Origin of the sequence: Citrobacter sp. Cb041, assembly GCF_030336655.1 — a bacterium.
GTDB lineage: Bacteria > Pseudomonadota > Gammaproteobacteria > Enterobacterales > Enterobacteriaceae > Citrobacter > Citrobacter braakii.
Genome location: NZ_JAOWDD010000031.1, coordinates 111796 through 136074, shown reverse-complemented (window position 1 = coordinate 136074; position 24279 = coordinate 111796). Strand labels below are relative to the sequence as shown.

At 52.8% G+C, this 24279-nt stretch carries 25 protein-coding genes and 1 pseudogene; 16 read left to right on the top strand and 10 right to left on the bottom strand.

The window, feature by feature from the left end:
* Positions 1-328 precede the first annotated feature (328 nt).
* The 8 genes from garD (at position 329) to OGV52_RS07115 (ending at position 8480) form a co-directional block, all read left to right on the top strand.
* Positions 329-1900, top strand: coding sequence for a galactarate dehydratase (garD, locus tag OGV52_RS07150; protein WP_016154637.1), 1572 nt, complete (start codon positions 329-331; stop codon positions 1898-1900).
* Positions 1901-2077: 177 nt separating this feature from the next.
* A complete protein-coding gene (locus OGV52_RS07145; protein WP_200047074.1) occupies positions 2078-2932 on the top strand; it encodes a tagatose bisphosphate family class II aldolase in 855 nt (284 codons plus the stop codon).
* 132 nt (positions 2933-3064) lie between these two features.
* On the top strand, positions 3065-4336 hold the full coding sequence (gatZ, locus tag OGV52_RS07140) for a tagatose-bisphosphate aldolase subunit GatZ (RefSeq protein ID WP_181220886.1): 1272 nt from the start codon (positions 3065-3067) through the stop codon (positions 4334-4336).
* Positions 4337-4350: 14 nt separating this feature from the next.
* The gene (gene gatA, locus OGV52_RS07135; RefSeq protein WP_019077770.1) at positions 4351-4815 is read left to right on the top strand and encodes a PTS galactitol transporter subunit IIA; all 465 of its coding nucleotides are present in this window, start codon (positions 4351-4353) and stop codon (positions 4813-4815) included.
* Between the two features lie 29 nt (positions 4816-4844).
* Positions 4845-5129: a PTS galactitol transporter subunit IIB gene (gene gatB, locus OGV52_RS07130; RefSeq protein WP_003828616.1), complete on the top strand. Its 285-nt coding sequence runs from the start codon at positions 4845-4847 to the stop codon at positions 5127-5129.
* Positions 5130-5133: 4 nt separating this feature from the next.
* The gene (locus OGV52_RS07125) at positions 5134-6507 is read left to right on the top strand and encodes a galactitol-specific PTS transporter subunit IIC (protein WP_016154648.1); all 1374 of its coding nucleotides are present in this window, start codon (positions 5134-5136) and stop codon (positions 6505-6507) included.
* A 44-nt stretch (positions 6508-6551) separates the two neighbouring features.
* A complete protein-coding gene (gatD, locus tag OGV52_RS07120) occupies positions 6552-7595 on the top strand; it encodes a galactitol-1-phosphate 5-dehydrogenase (RefSeq protein WP_287108276.1) in 1044 nt (347 codons plus the stop codon).
* 111 nt (positions 7596-7706) lie between these two features.
* Positions 7707-8480 (top strand): DeoR/GlpR family DNA-binding transcription regulator, encoded by a 774-nt coding sequence (locus tag OGV52_RS07115; protein WP_003828620.1) that lies wholly within the window; start codon positions 7707-7709, stop codon positions 8478-8480.
* Here the strand turns inward: OGV52_RS07115 and OGV52_RS07110 are convergent.
* A complete protein-coding gene (locus OGV52_RS07110; protein WP_287108274.1) occupies positions 8477-9478 on the bottom strand; it encodes a Fic family protein in 1002 nt (333 codons plus the stop codon). The genes OGV52_RS07115 and OGV52_RS07110 overlap by 4 nt on opposite strands.
* A gap of 2 nt (positions 9479-9480) precedes the next feature.
* Positions 9481-10344, bottom strand: coding sequence for a 16S rRNA (cytidine(1402)-2'-O)-methyltransferase (gene rsmI / locus OGV52_RS07105; protein WP_016154652.1), 864 nt, complete (start codon positions 10342-10344; stop codon positions 9481-9483).
* Between the two features lie 63 nt (positions 10345-10407).
* Here rsmI and OGV52_RS07100 point away from each other — a divergent pair, with 63 nt between their 5' ends.
* From OGV52_RS07100 to dolP, 4 genes are read left to right on the top strand one after another with little or no spacing between them, the layout of a single operon-like run.
* Positions 10408-12459, top strand: coding sequence for a penicillin-binding protein activator (locus tag OGV52_RS07100; RefSeq protein ID WP_047499694.1), 2052 nt, complete (start codon positions 10408-10410; stop codon positions 12457-12459).
* Complete coding sequence (locus tag OGV52_RS07095; protein WP_216404065.1) at positions 12417-12812, top strand: YraN family protein; 396 nt, start codon at positions 12417-12419, stop codon at positions 12810-12812. Before OGV52_RS07100 ends, OGV52_RS07095 begins: the two co-directional genes overlap by 43 nt.
* 34 nt (positions 12813-12846) lie before the next feature.
* Positions 12847-13437: a DnaA initiator-associating protein DiaA gene (gene diaA / locus OGV52_RS07090; RefSeq protein ID WP_003024948.1), complete on the top strand. Its 591-nt coding sequence runs from the start codon at positions 12847-12849 to the stop codon at positions 13435-13437.
* Positions 13438-13446: 9 nt separating this feature from the next.
* Positions 13447-14022, top strand: a complete 576-nt coding sequence (gene dolP / locus OGV52_RS07085; protein WP_003024954.1) for a division/outer membrane stress-associated lipid-binding lipoprotein — start codon at positions 13447-13449, stop codon at positions 14020-14022.
* A 49-nt stretch (positions 14023-14071) separates the two neighbouring features.
* Here dolP and OGV52_RS07080 read toward each other — a convergent pair whose 3' ends face one another.
* Together OGV52_RS07080 and OGV52_RS07075 are read right to left on the bottom strand one after the other, a co-directional pair.
* Positions 14072-14707: an NAD(P)H-binding protein gene (locus OGV52_RS07080; protein WP_016154656.1), complete on the bottom strand. Its 636-nt coding sequence runs from the start codon at positions 14705-14707 to the stop codon at positions 14072-14074.
* Positions 14708-14744: 37 nt separating this feature from the next.
* Positions 14745-15173, bottom strand: coding sequence for a YhbP family protein (locus OGV52_RS07075; RefSeq protein ID WP_016154657.1), 429 nt, complete (start codon positions 15171-15173; stop codon positions 14745-14747).
* Positions 15174-15216: 43 nt separating this feature from the next.
* On the opposite strand from OGV52_RS07075, the pseudogene OGV52_RS07070 reads away from it, so the two are divergent.
* Positions 15217-15526: pseudogene (locus tag OGV52_RS07070) on the top strand (GIY-YIG nuclease family protein).
* Here the strand turns inward: OGV52_RS07070 and OGV52_RS07065 are convergent.
* The gene (locus OGV52_RS07065; RefSeq protein ID WP_047499702.1) at positions 15513-16016 is read right to left on the bottom strand and encodes a GNAT family N-acetyltransferase; all 504 of its coding nucleotides are present in this window, start codon (positions 16014-16016) and stop codon (positions 15513-15515) included. The pseudogene OGV52_RS07070 and the gene OGV52_RS07065 sit on opposite strands and share 14 nt — an antisense overlap.
* Positions 16010-16534, bottom strand: coding sequence for a ubiquinone anaerobic biosynthesis accessory factor UbiT (ubiT, locus tag OGV52_RS07060; RefSeq protein WP_016154660.1), 525 nt, complete (start codon positions 16532-16534; stop codon positions 16010-16012). The genes OGV52_RS07065 and ubiT overlap by 7 nt, the downstream gene beginning before the upstream one ends.
* 219 nt (positions 16535-16753) lie before the next feature.
* Between ubiT and ubiU the strand changes: the two genes are divergently transcribed.
* From ubiU to OGV52_RS07045, 3 genes are all read left to right on the top strand, one after another.
* Complete coding sequence (ubiU, locus tag OGV52_RS07055; RefSeq protein ID WP_016154661.1) at positions 16754-17749, top strand: ubiquinone anaerobic biosynthesis protein UbiU; 996 nt, start codon at positions 16754-16756, stop codon at positions 17747-17749.
* 8 nt (positions 17750-17757) lie between these two features.
* Positions 17758-18636, top strand: a complete 879-nt coding sequence (locus OGV52_RS07050) for a U32 family peptidase (protein WP_019077776.1) — start codon at positions 17758-17760, stop codon at positions 18634-18636.
* Positions 18637-18716: 80 nt separating this feature from the next.
* Positions 18717-19724, top strand: a complete 1008-nt coding sequence (locus OGV52_RS07045) for a luciferase-like monooxygenase (protein WP_016154663.1) — start codon at positions 18717-18719, stop codon at positions 19722-19724.
* Positions 19725-19813: 89 nt separating this feature from the next.
* Here OGV52_RS07045 and mtr read toward each other — a convergent pair whose 3' ends face one another.
* The 4 genes from mtr to nlpI form a co-directional block, all read right to left on the bottom strand.
* Positions 19814-21058, bottom strand: coding sequence for a tryptophan permease (gene mtr, locus OGV52_RS07040; protein ID WP_016154664.1), 1245 nt, complete (start codon positions 21056-21058; stop codon positions 19814-19816).
* Between the two features lie 153 nt (positions 21059-21211).
* A complete protein-coding gene (locus OGV52_RS07035; RefSeq protein WP_016157565.1) occupies positions 21212-23143 on the bottom strand; it encodes a DEAD/DEAH family ATP-dependent RNA helicase in 1932 nt (643 codons plus the stop codon).
* The gene (yrbN, locus tag OGV52_RS07030; RefSeq protein WP_010723222.1) at positions 23136-23216 is read right to left on the bottom strand and encodes a protein YrbN; all 81 of its coding nucleotides are present in this window, start codon (positions 23214-23216) and stop codon (positions 23136-23138) included. The genes OGV52_RS07035 and yrbN overlap by 8 nt, the downstream gene beginning before the upstream one ends.
* A 106-nt stretch (positions 23217-23322) precedes the next feature.
* Positions 23323-24207 (bottom strand): lipoprotein NlpI, encoded by an 885-nt coding sequence (gene nlpI, locus OGV52_RS07025; RefSeq protein ID WP_003024982.1) that lies wholly within the window; start codon positions 24205-24207, stop codon positions 23323-23325.
* Positions 24208-24279: the final 72 nt, after the last annotated feature.

Sequence of the window (24279 nt, the reverse complement as noted above, 5' to 3'; positions counted from 1 at the left end):
AATGCATAATAATTTATCAGACGCTATGAAACCGTGATTTAGTATAATCAGCAGCGCCACGTTAATCATTGTGCAGGCGCTCATTAAACATGCGTTATTTAAATAATGTTTTGGGCATATGCACATATGCATGGGCGCTAATGCACACATTTACGTATTGCTACCCCTGGTGGGGCGGCCTTGCTGAGTTTAAGTGATCATCATCACATTCTTGGCGATAAACTCCTGACATTCTTATTTCACGATACCGAATCTTTATTACTTATAATTAGATTCAAAATATAAATATCCACACTATTATCACCACCTTGTTGGAGAATACTGGACAATGGCCGACATCGAAATCAGACAAGAATCGCCAACGGCGTTTTATATTAAAGTTCACGAAACAGATAATGTGGCGATAATTGTCAATGACAATGGTCTGAAAGCTGGGACGCGTTTTCCAGACGGACTGGAACTCATTGAACATATTCCCCAGGGACATAAAGTGGCGCTCCTGGATATTCCTGTTCGCGGCGAAATCGTGCGTTATGGCGAAGTGATAGGCTATGCCGTTCGCGATATCCCACGCGGCAGCTGGATTGATGAATCAATGGTTGAGCTACCCAAGGCCCCGCCGCTGGAGACGCTGCCGCTGGCAACCAAAGTGCCAGAGCCGCTGCCGCCTCTTGAGGGTTACACCTTCGAAGGTTATCGCAATGCGGACGGTAGTGTCGGCACCAAGAATCTGCTCGGTATTTCCACCAGCGTGCACTGCGTGGCGGGCGTGGTGGATTATGTAGTGAAAATCATTGAGCGCGATCTGCTGCCCAAATACCCGAACGTTGACGGCGTGGTCGGACTCAATCATCTGTACGGCTGCGGCGTGGCGATTAATGCCCCAGCCGCCATCGTGCCGATTCGTACCATTCACAATATTGCGCTAAACCCGAACTTTGGCGGTGAAGTGATGGTCATTGGCCTCGGCTGCGAAAAACTGCAGCCAGAGCGCCTGCTGGAAGGCACGCACGATGTGAAAAGTATTCCGGTCGACAGCGCCAGCATCGTCAGCCTGCAGGATGAAAAACACGTTGGCTTTCAATCGATGGTTGCCGATATTTTGCAGGTGGCCGAACGCCATCTGGCAAAACTCAATCAACGCCAGCGTGAAACCTGCCCGGCATCAGAACTGGTGGTCGGCATGCAGTGCGGCGGCAGCGATGCGTTTTCCGGCGTGACGGCCAACCCGGCGGTCGGTTATGCCTCCGACCTGTTAGTACGCTGCGGCGCCACCGTAATGTTCTCTGAGGTTACCGAAGTGCGCGATGCCATCCATCTTCTGACCCCACGTGCGATTAACGAAGAAGTAGGTAAACGCCTGCTTGAAGAGATGGCCTGGTACGATAACTACCTTGATATGGGCAAAACGGATCGCAGCGCCAACCCTTCTCCTGGCAACAAGAAAGGCGGTCTGGCAAACGTGGTGGAAAAAGCGCTGGGTTCTATTGCCAAGTCTGGCAAGAGCGCGATTGTCGAAGTCTTGTCGCCGGGTCAACGCCCAACCAAACGCGGCCTGATTTACGCGGCTACACCCGCCAGTGATTTTGTCTGCGGTACGCAGCAGGTCGCTTCCGGGATCACCGTGCAGGTGTTCACCACCGGTCGAGGTACGCCGTACGGCCTGATGGCCGTGCCGGTGATAAAAATGGCGACCCGTACCGAGCTGGCCAACCGTTGGTTTGACCTGATGGACATCAATGCAGGCACCATCGCTACCGGCGAAGAAACCATTGAAGACGTGGGTCTGAAACTGTTCGAGTTTATTCTCGACGTCGCCAGCGGGCGTAAGAAAACCTTCTCGGATCAATGGGGACTGCATAACCAACTGGCGGTGTTTAACCCGGCGCCAGTGACCTGATTATCCACGTTTTTTCTTCATGAGCATGCCTTCGGGCATGCTTTTTTTTCGCCATATACTTTCGCAACCCTCCCTTTTCTTTCGAAACTTTCATTTATCAGATCGAAATCACAAAAAAACGTTACGAAACCCTATACTTTATTTCGAAGAAAGCAATCGAAAGACTTCGGAGGAAGTATGTTTATCATCTCAAGCAAAATGATGCTGAAGAAGGCACAGCGAGAAGGCTATGCCGTACCGGCGTTTAACATTCACAACCTGGAGACCTTACAGGTTGTCGTGGAAACAGCAGCCGAACTACGCTCTCCGTTGATCGTCGCCGGCACGCCTGGCACTTTTAGCTATGCCGGTGTCGGTAATATCGTTGCAATCGCCAGTGAACTGGCAAGATGCTGGAACCATCCTCTCGCCATCCATCTCGATCACCATGAAAGCGCCACCGATATTGAAGAGAAAGTCGTTACAGGTATTCGCTCCGTCATGATCGATGGTTCCCATCTGCCGTTTGTCGACAACATTGCGTTAGTTAAACACGTAACAGATTACTGCCATCGCTATGACGTTAGCGTTGAAGCTGAGCTGGGACGGTTGGGTGGACAAGAAGATGACCTAATCGTGGACGGAAAAGATGCGCTTTATACCCACCCAGAACAGGCTCGGGAGTTCGTGGAAAAAACCGGTATCGACTCACTGGCGGTCGCGATTGGCACGGCTCATGGACTGTATAGCACTGAACCTAAACTGGATTTTGAACGGCTAACAGAAATTCGTCAGTCCGTTGATATTCCACTGGTTCTACATGGCGCATCCGGCCTGCCAGCACATGATATTAAGCGCGCCATCTCTTTAGGGATCTGCAAAGTCAACGTCGCTACCGAACTCAAAATCGCCTTTTCTGGCGCACTCAAAACCTATCTGAGTACACATACCAATGCGAATGACCCACGGCATTACATGATGCCAGCAAAAGCCGCCATGAAAGAAGTGGTACGTAAAGTCATTGCCGACTGCGGTTGCGAAGGAAAACTATAAGTAACTGATTAATATGAATTGTATGAATTCTGGCAAAGGTCTGTTTTAAAGCTGGATCACGAAAGCTGCTTTTACCCTTTGCCTTCAATCCAAAAATATTATGAAGATAAACAAAAGATATCGGAGATAGAAGTGAAAGAAATAATCTCTCGTCATAAAGCAGGTGAACATTTAGGTATTTGTTCTGTTTGTTCAGCACATCCGTTGGTCATTGAATCCGCATTACGCTTTGATCTCAATACGGACAGTAAAGTTCTGATCGAAGCAACGTCTAATCAGGTTAATCAGTTTGGTGGCTATACCGGGATGAAACCCGCCGATTTCCGTGATTTTGTCTATGGCATCGCACAAGAAATTGGCTTCCCTCGAGAAAGACTGATCCTGGGGGGCGATCACCTCGGCCCTAACTGCTGGCAAAATGAAGTAGCGGCAGAAGCGATGGAGAAATCCGTAGCCTTGATTAAAGCTTACGTCGCCGCAGGATTCAGCAAAATCCATCTTGATGCTTCAATGTCCTGCGCTGACGATCCGACACCGCTAGACCCGATGGTTGTTGCTCAGCGAGCAGCCATACTTTGCCAGGCAGCAGAATCAACAGCAACCGAAGAACAGAAACGCCAACTGACTTACGTGATTGGCACAGAAGTTCCCGTACCAGGTGGAGAAGCCACCACCATCGGTAGCGTTCATGTCACACGTGAAGAAGATGCCGCCCGGACACTGGAAACCCATCAGGTTGCCTTCAGTGCATTAGGGCTTGAAGAAGCGTTAACGCGCGTAATCGCCATTGTGGTCCAGCCCGGCGTCGAATTCGATCACACTCAAATTATTCACTATCAGCCACAAGCTGCAAAAGCGCTTTCCGCCTGGGTCAAAGAGACCCCAATGGTCTACGAAGCGCATTCTACCGATTATCAAACCCGCCAGGCATACCGTGCGCTGGTACGCGATCACTATGCGATTTTGAAAGTGGGTCCAGCACTCACCTTCGCTCTGCGTGAAGCTATTTTTGCCCTTGCGCAAATGGAAAATGAACTGGTATCTCCGGAGCAGAGAAGCCGGGTATTGGAAGTGATTGACGAAGTTATGTTGAATGAACCGGGCTACTGGAAAAAATACTATCGCCCAACCTGGAGTCAGGCGATGGTTGATATTCACTTCAGTCTCTCCGACCGTATTCGTTACTACTGGCCGCATCCCCGCATTCGTCAAAGCGTAGAGAAATTAATAACCAATCTTAATGACGTCGCTTTACCACTGGGGCTAATTAGCCAATTTATGCCCGTGCAATTTGAGCGTCTGTCTGAAGGAACGTTAACCGCGACGCCACACAATCTGATTATCGACAAAATTCAGGACGTTCTGCGCGCCTATCGCTTTGGTTGCGCACCAGCACTTGCCTGAAATCAGGAGAATATATGAGCCAACTTTTTGTCCGAACAGGAATTAACTTTAGCTCGTGTCAGCATGCGCTGACACATATTGGGGAGGAGATGCTGGCCAAAGGGGTCGTGCACGAAAGCTACCCGCAGGCCCTGATTGAGCGTGAAGCAACCTTTCCAACTGGAATAGCGCTGGAACGTCATGCCGTTGCGATTCCACATTGTGAAGCTGTTCATGCTAAATCTCCTGCTATCTATCTGATTCGCCCGGATACACCGGTCAACTTTCAACAAGCGGATGATGATGAAGAGATCGCCGTCTCTTTAATTATCGCCTTAATCGTTGAGAACCCGACGGCACAACTGAAGCTCCTGCGTCGTCTGTTTAGTGAGCTACAAAACCCGAACACCATTGAAGCATTACTGAATGCGCCCGATGCAGAACTGGCAATGCTCTTTCGGGAAAAAATCCTTGAGTCTGAGCTCTGTGCCCAGATTTGATAAAAAACTGATAATAAAAGGAATACCCTATGAAACGTAAAGTAATTGTGGCCTGTGGCGGTGCTGTAGCAACTTCAACAATGGCTGCGGAAGAAATTAAAGAACTCTGTGAAGCCAACAATATACAACTCGACCTGGTTCAGTGTCGTGTAACAGAAATCGAAACCTATATGGACGGCGCAGACCTCATTTGTACCACGGCTCGCGTTGACCGTACATTTGGCGATATCCCGGTGGTTCACGGCATGCCTTTTGTCTCAGGCGTGGGTATCGAAGCATTGCAGCAAAAAATCCTGACCATCCTCGTGGGGTAACGCCATGTTTAGCGAAATAATGCGTTATATCCTCGATTTAGGTCCAACGGTTATGCTGCCGTTAGTGATCATCATCTTCTCAAAATTGCTGGGAATGAAGCTCGGGGATTGTTTTAAATCTGGTCTGCATATCGGGATTGGGTTTGTCGGCATCGGTCTGGTAATCGGCCTGATGCTGGACTCTATTGGACCTGCCGCAAAAGCAATGGCAGAACAGTTTCAAATCAACCTGCACGTCATCGATGTCGGCTGGCCTGGTTCATCACCGATGACCTGGGCTTCGCAAATTGCGTTAATTGCGATTCCTGTCGCCATTGGGGTGAATATCCTGATGCTGGTTACCCGCATGACCCGTGTGGTGAATGTCGACATCTGGAATATCTGGCATATGACGTTTACCGGCGCCATGTTGCATCTGGCGACCGGTTCATACTGGTTGGGCATCCTCGGTGTGGTTGTTCATGCCGCCTTCGTCTACAAACTGGGCGACTGGTTTGCCAAAGACACGCGCGACTTTTTTGGCCTGGAAGGCATCGCCATTCCACATGGTTCCTCGGCATATCTGGGCCCGATAGCGGTCCTGGTTGATACGATCATTGAAAAAATCCCAGGTCTGAACCGCATTCATTTCAGTGCGGACGATGTACAAAAACGCTTCGGCCCCTTCGGCGAGCCCGTGACCGTCGGTTTTGTGATGGGGTTAGTGATCGGCATGCTGGCAGGGTATGACGTTAAAGCAGTGCTCCAACTGGCGGTGAAAACAGCTGCCGTTATGTTGCTCATGCCGCGCGTCATTAAACCGATTATGGATGGACTCACTCCCATTGCAAAGCATGCTCGCAAGCGCCTGCAGGCAAAATTTGGTGGCCAGGAGTTCTTGATTGGCCTGGATCCTGCGCTACTGCTCGGCCATACGTCGGTGGTTTCCGCCAGTCTTATCTTTATCCCGCTGACCATTCTGATTGCCGTTCTGGTACCAGGAAACCAGGTTCTGCCATTCGGCGATCTCGCGACCATTGGTTTCTTTGTCGCCATGGCGGTAGCCGTTCATCAGGGAAACCTTTTCCGCACGCTGATCTCCGGCGTCATCATCATGGGTATCACCCTGTGGATAGCCACGCAAACCATTGGTTTACATACCCAGCTAGCCGCCAATGCGGGCGCATTGAAAGCTGGTGGCATGGTGGCTTCAATGGACCAGGGCGGTTCCCCAATCACCTGGTTGCTAATCCAGCTCTTCACCTGGCAGAACGTGGTGGGTTTCATCATTATCGGTGCTATTTACCTGTTGGGTGTACTGCTGACCTGGCGTCGGGCGCGTAATTTCGTGGCGGCTGAAAAAGCGGCAGCCATAACAGAAAGCCAGACCGCATCTTAATTTCTGGGGAGCATTTGCTCCCCTTCACTTTTCTGGAGACACTTATGAAATCAGTGGTTATTCACGCTGAGGGCGACGTACGCGTTGAAGAACGTCCCATACCACAACTACAAACTGATGAAGATGTACTGGTCAAGGTGGTCAGTTCAGGGCTTTGCGGCTCAGATATTCCCCGAGTCTTCAATCATGGCGCTCACTATTATCCAATCACACTTGGGCATGAGTTCAGTGGCTATGTTGAGTCTTACGGCGCGGGCGTAACCGATCTACAACCCGGAGATGCCGTTGCCTGCGTACCGCTGCTCCCCTGCTTCCACTGTCCTCAGTGCGAGCGTGGATATTTCTCATTGTGTAAGCAATATCAGTTTGTCGGATCGCGCAGCGAAGGCGGCAATGCAGAATATGTGGTGGTAAAACGCGCCAACCTGTTCCGCCTGCCTTCAGAAATGCCGATTGATGATGGCGCATTCATTGAGCCCATTACCGTTGGCCTGCATGCTTTTCACCTCGCTCAGGGATGCGAAGGCAAAAACGTGATCATCGTTGGTGCAGGTACTATCGGTTTACTGGCAATGCAATGTGCTCGCGAACTCGGCGCAAAAAGCATCACGGCGATTGATATCAACCCGCAGAAGCTGGCGTTAGCAAAAGAACTGGGGGCAACCTATGTGTTTAACAGTCGGGAGATGAGTGCGACCGAGATCCACTCCGGTCTGGAGAACATTCAATTTGACCAACTCATCCTGGAGACTGCGGGAACCCCACAAACTGTTACTCTGTCGATCGAAATTGCCGGACCTCGCGCTCAACTGGCATTAGTCGGTACGCTGCATCACGATCTGGCGCTAGCTTCAGGTGTTTTTGGGCAAATATTGCGTAAAGAGTTAACCATCCTTGGCAGTTGGATGAACTATTCCAGCCCATGGCCTGGAGAAGAGTGGGAAACCGCTGCCCGTTTACTCACGGAGAAACGCTTACAGCTTGAGCCGTTAATTGCCCACAGTGGTGATGCCGACAGCTTTGCCAGCACAGTCAAGTCACTCAATGGCGCGCCGATGCAGGGGAAAATTCTGCTCAAACTCTCCTGACCCAACGAGCCAGCAACCTGCGCTGGCTCACATTTACTTTCGAAATTTAGCGTTCACCTTTCGCAATCCTTCGATTAAACTAGTGGCAGTCAAATTATCAGGCAAATCAATATGAACTCATTTGAGAGAAGGAATAAAATTGTCGACCTGATTAATACGCAAGGTAGCGTACTGGTAATGGATCTTTCGAATACCTTTGGTATTTCTGAAGTAACCATTCGCGCTGACCTGCGGTTATTAGAAGAGAAGGGTCTGGTCACCCGTTTTCATGGCGGTGCGGCAAAACCAGGAAGCCATCTGGCTGAAGGTGACAATCAGGAAGTATTATTAGAAGACCGGTATCAGCTTGCCAGCGATCCCAAAAAGCGGATCGCTCAGGCTGCAACGGCAATGGTCGAGGAAGGAATGACCGTGATTCTGGATAGCGGAAGCACGACCTTACTGATCGCTGAGGCGCTAAACCGAAAAAGTAATATCACAGTTATTACCAATAGCCTGCCCGCTGCGTTTACGTTATCGGAAAACAAAGACATTACGCTGGTCGTCTGCGGCGGCACAGTGCGTCACAAAACTCATTCAATGCATGGCACTATCGCTGAACGTTCCCTTCAAGGGATAAGCGCAGACCTGATGTTCGTTGGCGCCGACGGGATTGATGCCACTAATGGTATAACGACATTCAACGAAGGCTATTCGATTAGTAGCGTGATGGCTGCTGCGGCACATAAGGTTATTGCCGTACTGGATGCAACAAAATTTAACCGACGAGGTTTTAATCAGGTACTTCCAATGGAGAAGATTAACTGCGTAATAACCGACGACAGTATCAGCAAACAGGATAAATCAGCGCTGGCCAAAACAGGGGTTGAACTGCTGGTCGTTTAAATTACCCTCCATAGCCCCCCTTTCGTCGCGCCAACGCGTTGCAGTTTACCTTTTAGCTGCAACGCTTTCAGATAGCGTTCTACAGTTCGGGCTGAGATTTCACACTCATCAGCGATACTTTTGGCGGATCTGCCTGGCTGATTCGACAAGATTTGTAGTATGCGTTTTTCAATATCCAGTAAATCAGGCGACATTTCTTCCGACATTTCTTCCGACATTTCTTCCGACAGGGCTGATGATTTCCCCAATCCCTCTTGCAAAGCAGAGATGATGTTTTCAAGGATAAATTCTATAAATGGCGTGCAGCTACTTTGCCGATCGCACTGCCCTAACACCTGGTAGTAGCGATCCTGTTGGTAGTGGATCAGTGTCTCTACTGGTAACCACGCCAATTCCGATCGCCACTCACGGAGGATTAATGTCTGCCACAACCGGCCCATCCGTCCATTGCCGTCGGCAAAAGGATGAATGAATTCAAATTCATAATGGAAAATAGCACCAGCAATCAGTGGGTGGAGCTCTGTCATTTTTAACCAGCCCAGTAGGTCATTCATCAATCGAAGAACTTGTGACGCCGGTGGGGCCATATGGATAAGCTGTTTCTCCCTGTAAACACCGACATTGCCGGATCGCAATTGACCCGGGTTATCGACAAGCCCCATCATCAGGATTTGATGTGCCTGTAAAAGATCGGAGAGTCTTTCACTTTTCCACTCTGACATTTTTTCATAGGCCAGAATCGCATTTCTGACTTCCTGTATATCTTTAGCCGGAGCCAGAATACGTTTCCCCTCCATCAGAGCGGTGACTTGTTCCGTAGTCAACGAATTATGCTCAATCGCTAAAGAGGCCTGAATAGTGCGAATACGATTCTCTTTGCGCAAAAGAGGAGATGCCCTACCAGCCATCGCCGCCCAATTTCCCATCAACTCCCCAATTTCAATGACTTGATTGAGGATCAATGGAGTGATGACGAAAGGTGGTTGGTAGGTACTCACTGTTACTCCCCCTGCTGTTCCAGCGCGTACTTATACAGCGCATTCTTCTTCACGCCGTGGATCTCAGCGGCCAGTGCGGCCGCCTTTTTCAGCGGCAGCTCTGCCTGCAATAAGGCCAGCGTACGCAGCGCATCAGCCGGAAGGTCGTCTTCTTGCGCTTTGTGTCCTTCGACAATCAGCACCATTTCGCCTTTACGACGGTTTTCATCTTCCTTGACCCACGCCAGCAGTTCGCCAACCGGCGCACCGTGAATGGTTTCCCAGGTTTTGGTCAACTCACGCGCCAACACCACGTAGCGGGATTCGCCCCAGACGGCAACCATGTCTTCCAGGCTATCCAGCAAACGGTGGGTGGATTCATAAAAAATAAGCGTACGCGGTTCAGCCTCAATGGCTTTCATCGCATCACGACGCCCTTTCGATTTGGCAGGCAGAAAACCTTCATAGCAAAAGCGGTCTGAAGGCAGACCTGCAGCGCTCAGGGCAGCAATCGCCGCGCAAGGGCCTGGCAGGGGAACAACGCGGATCCCTGCTTCGCGACAGGTCCGTACCAGATGGTAACCAGGATCGTTAATCAGCGGCGTTCCGGCATCGGAAACCAGCGCAATGTTTTGCCCTTCTTTAAGCTTCGCCACCAGCGTTTCGGCCTTTTGCTGCTCGTTGTGATCATGTAAAGCGAACAAACGCGCGTTAATCGCGAAGTGTTGTAACAAGAGTCCTGTATGACGAGTGTCTTCAGCGGCAATCAAATCAACGGCTTGTAAAACTTCGAGCGCTCGTTGGGTAATATCAGCCAAATTTCCTATAGGAGTAGGTACAATAAAGAGTTGGCCTTGAGAATTATCCGCCGATTCGTGTTGTTTCATTGTGTCGTCCGTATTGCCGATTTAATATTGAGCATTGAGTAAAAAAATATCACTGGATACAGTATGGTACCCTCAACATTTTCTCGTTTGAAAGCCGCACGCGCGCTACCAGTCATTCTGGCTGCACTGATTTTTGCAGGCTGTGGCACCCAGGCGCCAGACCAGAGTGCAGCCCATATGCAGGGCACTGCGCAGGCTGATTCCGGCTTTTATCTGCAACAAATGCAGCAAAGCTCAGATGATAGCAAGACCAATTGGCAATTACTCGCCATTCGTGCACTGCTGAAAGAAGGCAAGAGCCAACAGGCTATCGAGTTGTTCAACCAGCTACCACAGAAGCTAAGCGATACCCAGCGTCGTGAGCAGTCACTGCTGGCCGTCGAAATTAAGCTCGCGCAGAAAGATGTCGCTGGCGCACAGGCCCTGCTGGATAAGCTAACCCCCGCCGATTTTGATCAAAACCAGCAGGCGAGATACTGGCAGGCGCAAATCGACGTCAACCAGGGTCGTCCATCGCTGACGCTACTGCGCGCCCTGATCGCCCAGGAACCGCTGCTGGCCGCGAACGCTAAGCAGAAAAACATGGATGCCACCTGGCAGGCTCTGTCATCCATGACCCAGGAGCAAGCGCAGGCGTTGGTCATCAATGCGGATGAAAACGTGCTGCAAGGCTGGTTAGATCTCCAGCGCGTCTGGTTCGATAACCGTAACGATCCAGACATGATGAAAGCCGGTATTGCTGACTGGCAGAAACGTTATCCACAAAACCCGGGGGCAAAACTATTGCCAACGCAGTTGGTTAACGTGCAGAGCTTTAAACCCGCTTCCACCAGCAAAATTGCTCTGCTGCTGCCGCTGAACGGTCAGGCCGCTGTATTTGGCCGTACTATTCAGCAAGGCTTTGAAGCTGCGAAAAATATGGGTACTCAACCCGTAGCGGCCCCTGCTGTTGCCGCGCCTGCTGCGGATACAGCGGCTGCGACGACCACGGAACAGCCGCAAACGACTGACGGTGTTGCCAGCCCGGCTCAGGCGTCAGTAAGCGATCTGACCAACGAGACGCCAGCACAGCCAGAAGCTACAGCCCCACAACCAACAGCGCCTGCGCAGCCAACAACCGCCAGCGCACCAGCGAATCCGTCCGCGGAGCTGAAAATCTACGACACGTCATCACAACCGCTGAATCAGATCCTGACTCAGGTTCAGCAGGATGGCGCCAGCATCGTGGTTGGCCCACTGTTGAAGAACAATGTTGAAGAGCTGATGAAAAGCAACACGCCATTAAACGTCCTGGCGCTTAATCAGCCGGAGTCGGTGAAAAACCTGCCGAACGTCTGCTACTTCGCTCTGTCGCCAGAAGATGAAGCGCGCGACGCAGCACGCCACATTCGCGATCAAGGAAAGCAGACGCCGCTGTTGTTGATCCCGCGGAGTTCGTTAGGCGATCGCGTTGCCAACGCCTTTGCACAGGAGTGGCAAAAACTGGGTGGCGGCGTGGTGCTGCAGCAGAAGTTCGGCTCCACCGCTGAGCTGAAAATGGGCGTCAACGGCGGCTCGGGGATCTCCCTGACGGGCAGCCCGGTGGCCTCTTCTGTACCCGCGCAGCCTGGCGTGACGATTGGCGGTCTGACCATTCCGGCAGCACCTACCGATGCGCAAATCACCGGCGGCAGCGGTCGTGTTGATGCCGTATATATTCTGGCAACGCCGGAAGAAATTGCATTTATAAAGCCGATGATCGCCATGCGCAACGGTAGCCAGAGCGGTGCCACGCTGTACGCCAGCTCCCGTAGCGCGCAGGGAACTGCCGGCCCGGATTTCCGTCTGGAGATGGAAGGCTTGCAGTACAGCGAAATTCCGATGCTGGCAGGCGCTAACGCCCCTCTCATGCAGCAGGCGCTGGGCGCGGTTCGTAACGACTACTCGCTGGCACGTATGTACGCGATGGGCGTCGATGCCTGGTCGCTTGCCAACCACTTCTCGCAAATGCGTCAGGTGCAGGGTTTCGAAATTAACGGCAACACCGGAGCCTTAACCGCAACGCAGGATTGTGTGATTAACAGGAAGTTATCATGGCTCAAATACCAGCAAGGACAAGTCGTCCCCGCCAGTTAACGAGTAAACAGACCGGTGACGCGTGGGAATCCACCGCGCGTGACTGGCTGCAGAGCAGGGGACTGCATTTTATCGCCGCCAACGTGCATGAGCGTGGCGGCGAAATCGACCTGATAATGCGTGAAGGCAACACCACCGTATTTGTTGAGGTTCGCTATCGGCGCTCAGCCCAGTTTGGCGGTGCAGCGGCGAGTGTGACCCGGAGCAAACAACACAAATTATTACAGACTGCCCGCTTGTGGCTTGCGCGCCACAATGGAAGTTTTGATACTGTGGATTGCCGGTTCGATGTGTTAGCCTTCACCGGAAATGATGTTGAGTGGTTTAAGGACGCGTTCAACGACCGCTCATAGTTGAAGATTCAGAGCCTGGTTCTTAAGGATTAGCGTGTTAGATAGAATTAAAGTCTGCTTTACAGAAAGCATTCAAACTCAGATAGCTGCGGCTGAAGCACTTCCGGATGCGATCTCCCGTGCAGCCATGACGCTGGTTCAGTCCCTGCTCAATGGCAACAAAATTCTCTGTTGTGGTAATGGGACGTCCGCTGCCAACGCACAGCATTTTGCTGCCAGCATGATCAATCGTTTTGAAACAGAGCGCCCAAGTTTACCTGCGATTGCACTAAATACTGATAATGTGGTCTTAACTGCGATTGCCAACGATCGCCTGCACGATGAAGTTTATGCAAAACAAGTCCGTGCGCTGGGACATGCAGGTGATGTTCTGCTGGCAATCTCTACGCGTGGTAATAGCCGCGATATCGTAAAAGCCGTTGAAGCCGCCGTGACACGCGACATGACTATTGTCGCACTGACCGGGTATGACGGAGGGGAGCTGGCCGGGTTACTGGGGCCGCAGGATGTTGAAATCCGTATCCCTTCACACCACAGCGCCCGCGTTCAGGAAATGCATATGCTGACGGTCAACTGCCTTTGCGATCTCATCGATAACACGCTTTTCCCTCACCAGGATGATTAAGGAGTACACATGAAGGCATTTTCGCCGCTTGCTGTGATTATCGCTGCCCTGCTACTGCAAGGTTGTGTCGCTGCCGCCGTTGTCGGAACTGCTGCTGTCGGCACCAAAGCCGCGACGGATCCTCGCAGTGTAGGCACCCAGGTAGATGACGGAACCCTGGAATTACGCGTCAATACCGCGTTGTCGAAAGATGCCCAGATCAAGAAAGAGGCGCGTATCAACGTGAGCGCGTATCAGGGTAAAGTGCTGCTGGTCGGTCAGTCGCCAAATAGCGAACTGTCTGCGCGGGCAAAACAGATTGCGATGGGTGTAGAAGGTACCACTGAGGTCTTTAATGAGATCCGTCAGGGTCAGCCAATCGGCCTGGGCGATGCGTCTAACGATACCTGGATAACCACTAAAGTACGTTCCCAGTTGCTGACCAGCGATCAGGTGAAATCCTCTAACGTGAAAGTCACCACCGAAAACGGGGAAGTGTTCCTGTTGGGTCTGGTAACTGAACGTGAAGCGAAGGCTGCGGCAGACATCGCCAGCCGGGTAAGCGGCGTGAAACGCGTCACGACGGCTTTTACGTTTATTAAGTAAGACTGCTACAAATGCCGGATGGGGACGCCAGAGCGTCCTCTCCGGCATTTTATTTGGCTCTTTCGCGCAGTTCGGAAGAGGTCAGGATCGAAACGCCCTCATGTCCAGGCGCCAGTGCCTCCGCCAGCATAGCCCTGGCTACATCACGCGCCTCAATCGACTTCCAGTTCCCCGGCAGCAGCCGAAATAACGGCGCTAAAAACCTCTCATTCGCCCGCTGTTTATCCCGCTCTCCGAGTAACATTGAAGGCCGAACAATCGTCAGCCGCGGCCAATTTTGCGCGATCAGCGCCTGCTCCATTTCCCCTTTCACCCGGTTATAAAAAAACGGTGAATTGGCATTGGCACCCATCGAACTGACCACCAGCATATGCTGAGCGCCCAACCGACGCCCCGTCAGGGCCGTGTCCACCACCAGCGTATAGTCAGCATGGATAAACGCTTCTTTGCTACCCGCTTCTCGCCGGGTGGTTCCCAGACAACAAAAGACAATATCTACCGGATCGGTGACCTGCGCCAGCGCATCGGTTAGCTGCGGATCATAGGGATTATAGACGCCAGCCGTATCAGCCAGCGGTCGACGTGTCGGCGCCGTGATGGCATTGACCCGGGGTTCATTGAGCAGCATACGCAGCAAATTTCCGCCTACCAGCCCCGTTGCGCCTGTTATTAACACCTGACTCATCGCTAATCTTCCCCTGACTCTTTAATCACTCTATTAACTATAGATCACGTTGCCAGTGCATTTTTTTACCAAAGCCCAGCGTGTTGTCCGTGAATTTGACTTCATCCAGTCGAATCTCCCATACGGGCGCAGGCAGCATTCTGGCGACCGGGAAACGGCGGTTGTAGGCGTTACGCGCGGCTTCACTCTCCTGCCCTTCAAGACGCCGGATTTCCCCTTTAAACTGTACGCCACGAATCAGGGCGACCGTTTTGGGCTGACCATTTACCGTGCCGGCAATCGCCGCGCGCGGCCCGGACATCTGCGCATGGCGCGTTTTTTCTTCGGTCAGCACATAGAACACCATCTTCTGCGCATCAAACAGGTAAAACGCATTGGCGCACCATAATTCACCGTCATGATGTACACACCAGGTCACGACGTGCTGCTTTGCCAGCCAGCGGGTCACCGCAGTCAGTGTTTCCATTTCTGTTCTCTTTTATACTGTAGGCCTGAAAATTATCACGTCGATGGTGACAATGACACCCTGGTATCTGTACCTGATCCGTACTGCGGACAACGCCTTATACACCGGAATAACCACCGATGTGCAGCGCCGCTATAAGCAGCATCAAAGTGGGAAAGGCGCGAAGGCGCTGCGCGGAAAGGGGGAACTCACGTTGGCATTTGCGGCTCAGGTCGGCGACCGTTCGCTGGCCCTGCGCTTAGAATATCGCGTCAAACAGCTTACAAAGCGGCAGAAAGAGCGCCTTGTTGAAGGCGAAGGGCTTGAGGCACTACTGAGCAGCCTGCAAACCCCCGGCGCTTAAAAACGATTGAAGTAGTCGTGGTATTCCACAAGGCCCGTCACACCCTCCAGCGCATCGTCCGCCAGGCGATGAACCTGGAACGCGCTTTCGGTACCCGGCCAGCGGCAACGCAGGTCATGATGGGCAGCCAGCTCAAAACCAAAGCGGCTGTACAGCGCCGGATCGCCCAGCGTAACCACCGCGGCGTAACCAAACTCGTTCAGGGAATCGAGTCCTTCATAGACCAGCTGACGCGCCAGGCCCTGTCCACGGTATTTTTCATCCACCGCGAGCGGCGCCATGCCGACCCATTGCAGGTCTTCGCCCTGGACATCGACAGGGCTGAACGCGACGTAACCCACTACCTGACCTTCGTCATCGGTAGCAACCAGACCCAGCGTTATGAAACCGTCTTCACGCAGGTCGTGCACTAATTTCGCTTCCGCATCGCTCTCAAATGAACGACGTAGCAATGCATCAATACCTGGGGCATCAATGGGAATTTCAACTCGAATCAGCATGGCTCACCTACCGAAGTCTGTTTGGTTTCTGGCGACGTTTTCATCCCCGCCTCAACAAAATCCGCCAACTGCATCAGCATGACGCGCAACGCTTTAGGCATCTGATCCAGTTCGATGGCGTCCATCAGATTTTTAACATACAGCCCTAATTCTGTATCACCTTCAATCACCAGGCGACGCTGGAAGAACAGCGTATCCGGATCCTGCTTACGCGCCGCGATCATCAGGAGATCGCTGGCATCCGCGCTAAAACTCACATCCGCCTCTGCATTCTGGCTGACGATAAGTTTATCGTTCTCAACAGAGGTATACCATTTAAGGCCAATGTCACGCACATGAATGCTCAGCCAGCGACCGTCGAGAAACTCCAGCTCCCCATCGGCCAGCGCCTGACTAAACTGCCAGCTCAGGACCTGCTCCAGAACCTGGCGCTTCAGCGCAAAGGGCGTCAGTTTAACCGGTACACTCATCAGAGAAGGACCAAAATGTACTAAGCGTGAACGCAGTTTATCCAACACGAGCTTTACTCCCTGTTTCAATTATCCTGCTATTTTGCCATATCAAATAAACGACATAGCGGCATAAATCAACAATTCGCTACGAAATTGTTACCTCTTATTGGTATCACCAATACGACTTTAACTGCCTCAAATCAAAAATTGTCTCAGCAAGGTTAACTAAAATCCCTCTTCGTTAACATTTCTGCGCCCTTTACGGCGCAACGTTCAGGATAAATTATGGAGCTGCTCTGCCCTGCCGGAAACCTCCCGGCGCTTAAGGCGGCCATCGAGAACGGCGCTGATGCGGTCTACATCGGGCTGAAAGATGATACCAACGCCCGTCATTTCGCCGGCCTTAATTTTACCGAGAAAAAATTGCAGGAAGCGGTGAGTTTTGTCCATCAGCACCGCCGTAAGCTGCACATCGCGATTAACACCTTTGCGCATCCGGATGGTTACGCGCGCTGGCAACGTGCCGTAGATATGGCGGCGCAGCTGGGTGCGGATGCGCTGATCCTCGCCGACCTCGCCATGCTTGAGTATGCCGCAGAGCGCTACCCGCATATTGAGCGTCATGTCTCTGTTCAGGCATCCGCAACCAATGAAGAGGCGATTAATTTCTATCATCGCAACTTTGATGTCGCCCGCGTGGTGCTGCCGCGCGTGCTGTCTATTCACCAGGTGAAGCAGCTCGCTCGCGTCACGCCAGTTCCCCTGGAAGTGTTCGCCTTTGGCAGTCTGTGCATTATGGCGGAAGGCCGCTGCTATCTTTCATCCTATCTGACGGGCGAGTCTCCTAATACGGTTGGCGCCTGCTCTCCTGCCCGTTTTGTTCGCTGGCAGCAGACCCAACAAGGGCTGGAATCCCGTCTTAATGAAGTGCTGATCGACCGCTATCAGGACGGAGAAAACGCCGGTTATCCGACGCTGTGTAAAGGCCGCTATCTGGTTGACGGCGAGCGCTATCATGCGCTGGAAGAACCCACCAGCCTGAATACGCTGGAGCTGCTGCCAGAACTGCTGGCGGCCAATATTGCCTCGGTGAAAATCGAAGGGCGTCAGCGTAGCCCGGCCTACGTCAGCCAGGTGGCGAAAGTGTGGCGCCAGGCGATCGACCGCTGTATGGCCGACCCGCAAAACTACGCCCCACAGGCCGCGTGGATGGAAACGCTCGGTTCAATGTCCGAAGGCACGCAGACCACGCTTGGCGCGTATCACCGTAAATGGCAGTGAGAGAAGCAATGAAATATTCCTTAGGGCCGGTGCTGTGGTACTGGCCGAAAGAAACGCTGGAAGATTTTTATCAGCAGGCCGCCACCAGCCAGGCCGACGTTATCTATCTTGGCGAAGCGGTGTGCAGTAAACGCCGCGCTACCAAAGTAGGCGACTGGATCGATATGGCGAAATCGCTCGCTGGCAGCGGTAAACAGGTGGTGCTGTCAACGCTGGCGCTGGTGCAGGCCTCCTCTGAACTGGGAGAGCTGAAGCGCTATGTCGAAAACGGCGACTTCCTGCTGGAAGCCAGCGATCTCGGCGTGGTAAACATGTGCGCCGAGCGTAAGCTGCCGTTTGTCGCCGGGCATGCGCTCAACTGCTACAACGCGGTAACCCTGCGTTTGCTGCTCAGGCAGGGCATGGTGCGCTGGTGTATGCCGGTAGAACTGTCCCGTGACTGGCTGGTCAATCTGCTTAACCAGTGTGAAGAGCTGGGTATTCGCAATCAGTTTGAAGTAGAGGTACTGAGCTACGGGCATCTGCCGCTGGCGTACTCTGCCCGCTGCTTTACCGCACGCTCTGAAGACCGTCCAAAAGACGAGTGTGAAACCTGCTGCATCAAATACCCGAATGGGCGCGATGTGCTGTCGCAGGAGAATCAGCAGGTCTTTGTCCTCAACGGCATCCAGACCATGAGCGGCTATGTCTATAACTTGGGTAACGAGCTGACGTCCATGCAAGGCCTGGTTGATATTGTGCGTCTGTCCCCTTCAGGCAGCGACACGTTCGCCATGCTTGATGCCTTCCGCGCCAATGAAAATGGCACTGCCCCATTACCGCTTGCTGCCCACAGCGACTGCAACGGCTACTGGAAGCGACTGGCAGGTCTTGAACTACAGCCGTGATTAATAGCTCACTTTGTTAACAACATTCGCTAATCTTTAATGCAGTATTAAAAGATTAACCGGTAACAAAGTGAGCCGTTATGACTGACAAAACTATTCCGTTCTCGGTGCTGGATCTGGCGCCGATCCCTGAAGGATCTTCGGCAAAAGAGGCCTTCACACACTCGCTTGATCTCGCTCGACTGGCCGAAAAGCGCGGCTACCACCGCTACTGGCTGGCAGAACATCACAACATGACCGGCATCGCCAGCGCGGCGACCTCTGTGCTGATTGGCTATCTGGCTGCCAATACCACCACGCTGCATCTTGGTTCTGGCGGCGTTATGCTGCCCAACCATTCGCCGCTGGTGATCGCCGAGCAGTTCGGTACCCTGAATACGCTGTATCCGGGACGAATCGATCTCGGGCTTGGCCGCGCGCCGGGTAGCGACCAACCGACCATGCGCGCGTTGCGCCGCCATATGAGTGGTGATATCGATAACTTCCCGCGCGACGTAGCTGAACTGGTGGACTGGTTCGACGCCCGCGATCCTAATCCCCATGTACGCCCGGTTCCCGGCTACGGCGAGCAGATCCCGGTCTGGTTATTAGGCTCCAGCCTGTACAGCGCACAGCTGGCAGCCCAGCTCGGCCTGCCATTTGCCTTCGCCTCGCACTTTGCTCCGGATATGTTGCATCAGGCGCTGCATCTGTATCGCACCCAGTTCAAGCCCTCAGCGCGGCTGGCAAAGCCGTATGCGATGGTATGCATCAACATCATTGCCGCCGACAGCAACCGCGATGCCGAATTTCTTTTCACCTCAATGCAGCAGGCGTTTGTGAAACTGCGTCGTGGCGAAACCGGCCAGCTACCGCCACCGGTAGAGAATATGCATCAGCTGTGGTCCGCTTCCGAGCAGTACGGCGTACAACAGGCTCTGAGCATGTCGCTGGTTGGTGATAAGGCGAAAGTGCGACACGGTCTCGACGCCATTTTGCGTGAAACCCAGGCCGATGAAATTATGGTTAACGGCCAGATTTTTGATCATCAGGCACGGCTACATTCGTTTGACCTGGCGATGCAGGTGAAAGAAGAGTTGGTGGGGTAATCGTTGTTTTGCCCGGTGGCGCTTCGCTTACCGGGCTTACGAGATCGTATAGGCCGGATAAGGCGCAACCGCCATCCGGCACTAAAAGGTTACTGGTACACAGGCAACAAATTCACGCTCGACAGAATATGGATAACCGCGTTGCCGATACCGAATACCAGGATCAGCGCAATCATCGGCTTGCCGCCCCAGACACGGAATTTCGGGCTGCCAAAACGCTCGCGGGATTTACGGGCCAGCAGCGCCGGAACAATGGCGGCCCAAATGGTCGCGGCAAGCCCTGCATAGCCAATGGCGTACAGGAAACCGTTCGGCCACAGCAGGCCACCGACAATCGGCGGGACAAACGTCAGCAATGCCGTTTTAAAACGTCCCATTGCCGAGTCATCAAAACCAAACAGATCCGCCAAATAGTCAAACAGACCGAGCGTGACGCCGAGGAATGAACTCGCCACCGCAAAGTTGGAGAACACCACTAGCAGCAGATCCAGACTGCGGCTGTTAAGCACGCCGCTCAGCGCCTGTACCAGCACATCAATGTTACCGCCCTGCTGCGCAATACCGATAAATTCCGGACGCGGGATGTTACCCATCGTCCCCAGCAACCATACGGTATACAGCACCAGCGCCAGCAGCGTGCCGTACACCAGGCACTTAACGATGGTCTTCGGATCTTTGCCGTAGTACTTCATCAGGCTCGGGACGTTGCCGTGATAGCCGAATGAGGCCAAGCAGAACGGTAACGTCATCAGCAGGTACGGCGTATACGAAGCGTTGCTCTGCGCCACGTTAAACAGCGTCGTGGGCGTAACATGCCCCAGCAGACTGCCGAAGGTCAGGAAAAAAGTAATCACCTTCGCGCCCAGCACAATCGCCGTCATGCGGCTAACCGCTTTGGTGCTTAACCACACCACGAACGCCACCAGCAGCGCAAAACCAAGACCCGCCGCACGCGCCGGAACGTTCAGCGACATCTCCGAGAAGGTGTGATGCAGGATCGAACCACTCGCCGAGATATACGCATAGGTAAGGATATAGAGAACGAAAGCAATCGAGATGCCGTTCACAACGTTCCAGCCTTTGCCCAGCAGATCTTTCGTGATGGTGTCAAAGCTGGAACCAATGCGGTAATTGAGGTTAGCTTCCAGGATCATCAGCCCGGAGTGCAGCATGCAAAACCAGGTGAAGATCAGCGCCGCCATTGACCAGAAGAACCACGCCCCGGACATGACCACTGGCAGAGAAAACATCCCTGCGCCAATAATGGTGCCGCCGATGATCACCACGCCGCCAAGCAGCGAAGGTGACGTTTGGGTGGTGGTTAGTGTTGCCATTTAGCCATCTCTCCAGTCATTTATATTGTGACTACATTTCAATGTGCTGCACTGTACCAGTACACGAGTACAAATGAAATAAAAAAAGCCCCGATTGTTGAGATCGGGGCTGTATATTTTACTTTACGGTATTAAACCGTAATTTCGCATGGATTACGCATCACCACCGAAACGACGACGACCAGCGGAATCATCACGACGCGGAGCAGAAGAATCGTCACGACGCGGACCGCGGTTGCCTTCACGACGTTCGCCGCTGAAACGACGACCTTCGCTACGACCGCCTTCACGACGCTCGCCGCTGAAACCACGACCTTCGCCACGACCGCCTTCACGACGCTCACCGCTGAAACGGCCACCGCCACGACGCTCACCACCGGTGTGCGGAACTGCATCGCCAACCAGCTGCATGTTCATCGGCTTGTTCAGGATGCGAGTACGGGTAAAGTGCTGCAGCACGTCGCCCGGCATACCTTTCGGCAGCTCGATGGTTGAGTGGGAAGCAAACAGCTTGATGTTACCGATGTAACGGCTGCTGATATCGCCTTCGTTAGCAATCGCACCAACGATATGACGGACTTCAACACCGTCATCACGGCCCACTTCAATGCGGTACAGCTGCATATCGCCAACGTCACGACGTTCACGACGCGGACGGTCTTCACCACCACGGTCATTACGGTCACCACGCGGGCCACGATCGTTGCGGTCACGCGGACCACGATCGTCACGGTCGCGGAATTCGCGTTTCGGACGCATCGGCGCATCTGGCGGCAGGATCAGCGGGCGTTCGCCCTGAGCCATTTTCAGCAGTGCGGCTGCCAGCGTTTCGATATCCAGTTCTTCTTCCGGCTGCATTTTCGCCAGCAGAGCACGGTACTGATCCAGATCGCTGCTTTCCAGCTGCTGCTGTACTTTAGCGGCGAATTTTTCCAGACGGCGTTTGCCCAGCAGGTCTGCGTTCGGCAGTTCTACTTCCGGAATAGTCAGCTTCATGGTGCGTTCGATGTTACGCAGCAGACGACGCTCACGGTTCTCAACGAACAGCAGCGCGCGACCCGCACGGCCCGCACGACCAGTACGGCCGATACGGTGAACGTAAGATTCGGAATCCATCGGGATGTCGTAGTTAACAACCAGGCTGATACGCTCAACGTCCAGGCCACGTGCCGCAACGTCGGTAGCAATCAGAATATCCAGACGGCCATCTTTCAGACGCTCCAGAGTCTGCTCACGCAGGGACTGGTTCATGTCGCCGTTCAGTGCAGCGCTGCTATAACCGCTACGCTCCAGCGCTTCTGCCACTTCCAGGGTCGCATTTTTGGTACGAACGAAGATAATCGCCGCATCAAAGTCTTCTGCTTCCAGGAAACGCACCAGCGCTTCATTTTTACGCATGCCCCAGACGGTCCAGTAGCTCTGGCTGATGTCAGGACGGGTAGTTACGCTGGACTGAATGCGTACTTCCTGCGGCTCTTTCATAAAGCGGCGGGTAATACGACGAATCGCTTCCGGCATAGTCGCGGAGAACAGAGCGGTCTGATGACCTTCCGGGATCTGCGCCATGATGGTTTCAACGTCTTCGATGAAGCCCATACGCAGCATTTCATCAGCTTCGTCCAGTACCAGACCGCTCAGTTTGGAGAGGTCCAGAGTACCGCGCTTCAGGTGATCCAGCAGACGGCCCGGCGTACCGACAACGATCTGTGGTCCCTGACGCAGGGCACGTAATTGCACGTCATAACGCTGGCCGCCGTACAGGGCAACCACGTTCACGCCGCGCATGTGTTTAGAGAAATCCGTCATGGCTTCTGCAACCTGAACCGCCAGTTCGCGGGTCGGTGCCAGCACCAGAATCTGAGGTGCCTTCAGCTCAGGATCAAGATTGTTGAGCAGCGGTAAAGAGAACGCTGCAGTTTTGCCGCTACCCGTCTGGGCCATACCCAGAACATCGCGGCCGCCCAGCAGATGCGGAATGCACTCTGCCTGGATTGGAGATGGTTTTTCGTAACCCAGATCGGTAAGGGCTTCAAGGATAGGAGCCTTCAGGCCCAGATCTGCAAAAGTGGTTTCGAATTCAGCCATGTAGTACGTGTGCCTCAAAATTAATGGCGGCCAGTCTACATAACTCATCATGAAATTGATCTGCAATTTTCATTGAAAAGTGTGAACCGGCTCAAAGTAGGTGTATTAACGAACAACAACGCCCTCACCCGTGAAGGTGATGGCAATCAAAAAAGATTACGGGCTGATGTGTACGTCAGCTATTGCTGGTCCGATTCTGCCAGGTCATCTTGGTCCTGGCCCAGGAGCGATAATTCCAACAATGCGTATCGGTGCTCAACAAAGTTATGAACGTTGTTAGCCACCGCCAGTTTGAACAATGCCGTAGCGTTGTCCAAATCCCCCAGACTTAGGTAGTACTTACCTAAATAGAAGTTGGTTTCACTGAGATGCTCAGCGAGCGAGGTGTTATCCGTTGCGTCCGCCTTTAGGCGTTCCATCAGCGTTGCTTCGCTAATGTTGCCCAGGTAGAACTCGACAATGTTCCATCCCCATTGCTCTTTATCCGATTTCTCAAAGCGTTGCTTTAACGCTTCTTTAGCCTGCTTCTCATCGAGCTTCTGCTCGGCGAGATAAAGCCACAGACTACGGAAAGGATCATTGGGATCGTCTTGATAAAACGCTAGCAGATCATCTTGCGCTAACTTGTCGCGACCGCCGTAATACAATGCGATACCGCGATTTAAGTGCGCGTAGTTGTAAGTTGGATCAAGCTCAAGTACAGAATCAAACGCTTCATAGGCAGCATCAAAATTGCCTGCCTGCGTTAAATATATACCTAAGTAATTGAATACTTCAGGCATATCTGGTCGGATTGCCAGCGCTTGTGAAAAATCATTTCGCGCCAGTGCCCTCAGACCGAGACTATCATACAACACTCCGCGCTCATATAAAAGCTGTGCGCGTTCGTCATCGGTTAAAGCCCGACTGGCAAGAATTTGTTCCATACGTGCCAGAATCACTTCCTGCTGCAAAGTCGGTTGCAATGGTACTGCGAGGACTTCACTCTTACGCCAGGCGGAATTACTGCATCCAGCCAGCGTGAGTGCTGTCGCAACGAAACACCAGCGCAAAAAAGGCTTCATTTCCCACTCCCGAAGACAACGATTGAATGAACGTCCAGGTTCCCCGGTTGCTAACAAGGCGTCCTGCCGGGT

What these genes read in the sequence shown, in the direction of transcription:
- garD (WP_016154637.1), top strand. Translation starts at nt 329, where the DNA reads ATGGCCGACATCGAAATCAGACAAGAATCGCCAACGGCGTTTTATATT.
- OGV52_RS07145 (WP_200047074.1), top strand. Translation starts at nt 2,078, where the DNA reads ATGTTTATCATCTCAAGCAAAATGATGCTGAAGAAGGCACAGCGAGAA.
- gatA (WP_019077770.1), top strand. Translation starts at nt 4,351, where the DNA reads ATGAGCCAACTTTTTGTCCGAACAGGAATTAACTTTAGCTCGTGTCAG.
- gatB (WP_003828616.1), top strand. Translation starts at nt 4,845, where the DNA reads ATGAAACGTAAAGTAATTGTGGCCTGTGGCGGTGCTGTAGCAACTTCA.
- OGV52_RS07125 (WP_016154648.1), top strand. Translation starts at nt 5,134, where the DNA reads ATGTTTAGCGAAATAATGCGTTATATCCTCGATTTAGGTCCAACGGTT.
- gatD (WP_287108276.1), top strand. Translation starts at nt 6,552, where the DNA reads ATGAAATCAGTGGTTATTCACGCTGAGGGCGACGTACGCGTTGAAGAA.
- OGV52_RS07115 (WP_003828620.1), top strand. Translation starts at nt 7,707, where the DNA reads ATGAACTCATTTGAGAGAAGGAATAAAATTGTCGACCTGATTAATACG.
- rsmI (WP_016154652.1), bottom strand. Translation starts at nt 10,344, where the DNA reads ATGAAACAACACGAATCGGCGGATAATTCTCAAGGCCAACTCTTTATT.
- OGV52_RS07100 (WP_047499694.1), top strand. Translation starts at nt 10,408, where the DNA reads ATGGTACCCTCAACATTTTCTCGTTTGAAAGCCGCACGCGCGCTACCA.
- OGV52_RS07095 (WP_216404065.1), top strand. Translation starts at nt 12,417, where the DNA reads ATGGCTCAAATACCAGCAAGGACAAGTCGTCCCCGCCAGTTAACGAGT.
- dolP (WP_003024954.1), top strand. Translation starts at nt 13,447, where the DNA reads ATGAAGGCATTTTCGCCGCTTGCTGTGATTATCGCTGCCCTGCTACTG.
- OGV52_RS07080 (WP_016154656.1), bottom strand. Translation starts at nt 14,707, where the DNA reads ATGAGTCAGGTGTTAATAACAGGCGCAACGGGGCTGGTAGGCGGAAAT.
- OGV52_RS07075 (WP_016154657.1), bottom strand. Translation starts at nt 15,173, where the DNA reads ATGGAAACACTGACTGCGGTGACCCGCTGGCTGGCAAAGCAGCACGTC.
- OGV52_RS07065 (WP_047499702.1), bottom strand. Translation starts at nt 16,016, where the DNA reads ATGCTGATTCGAGTTGAAATTCCCATTGATGCCCCAGGTATTGATGCA.
- ubiU (WP_016154661.1), top strand. Translation starts at nt 16,754, where the DNA reads ATGGAGCTGCTCTGCCCTGCCGGAAACCTCCCGGCGCTTAAGGCGGCC.
- OGV52_RS07050 (WP_019077776.1), top strand. Translation starts at nt 17,758, where the DNA reads ATGAAATATTCCTTAGGGCCGGTGCTGTGGTACTGGCCGAAAGAAACG.
- OGV52_RS07045 (WP_016154663.1), top strand. Translation starts at nt 18,717, where the DNA reads ATGACTGACAAAACTATTCCGTTCTCGGTGCTGGATCTGGCGCCGATC.
- mtr (WP_016154664.1), bottom strand. Translation starts at nt 21,058, where the DNA reads ATGGCAACACTAACCACCACCCAAACGTCACCTTCGCTGCTTGGCGGC.
- OGV52_RS07035 (WP_016157565.1), bottom strand. Translation starts at nt 23,143, where the DNA reads ATGGCTGAATTCGAAACCACTTTTGCAGATCTGGGCCTGAAGGCTCCT.
- yrbN (WP_010723222.1), bottom strand. Translation starts at nt 23,216, where the DNA reads ATGAAAATTGCAGATCAATTTCATGATGAGTTATGTAGACTGGCCGCC.
- nlpI (WP_003024982.1), bottom strand. Translation starts at nt 24,207, where the DNA reads ATGAAGCCTTTTTTGCGCTGGTGTTTCGTTGCGACAGCACTCACGCTG.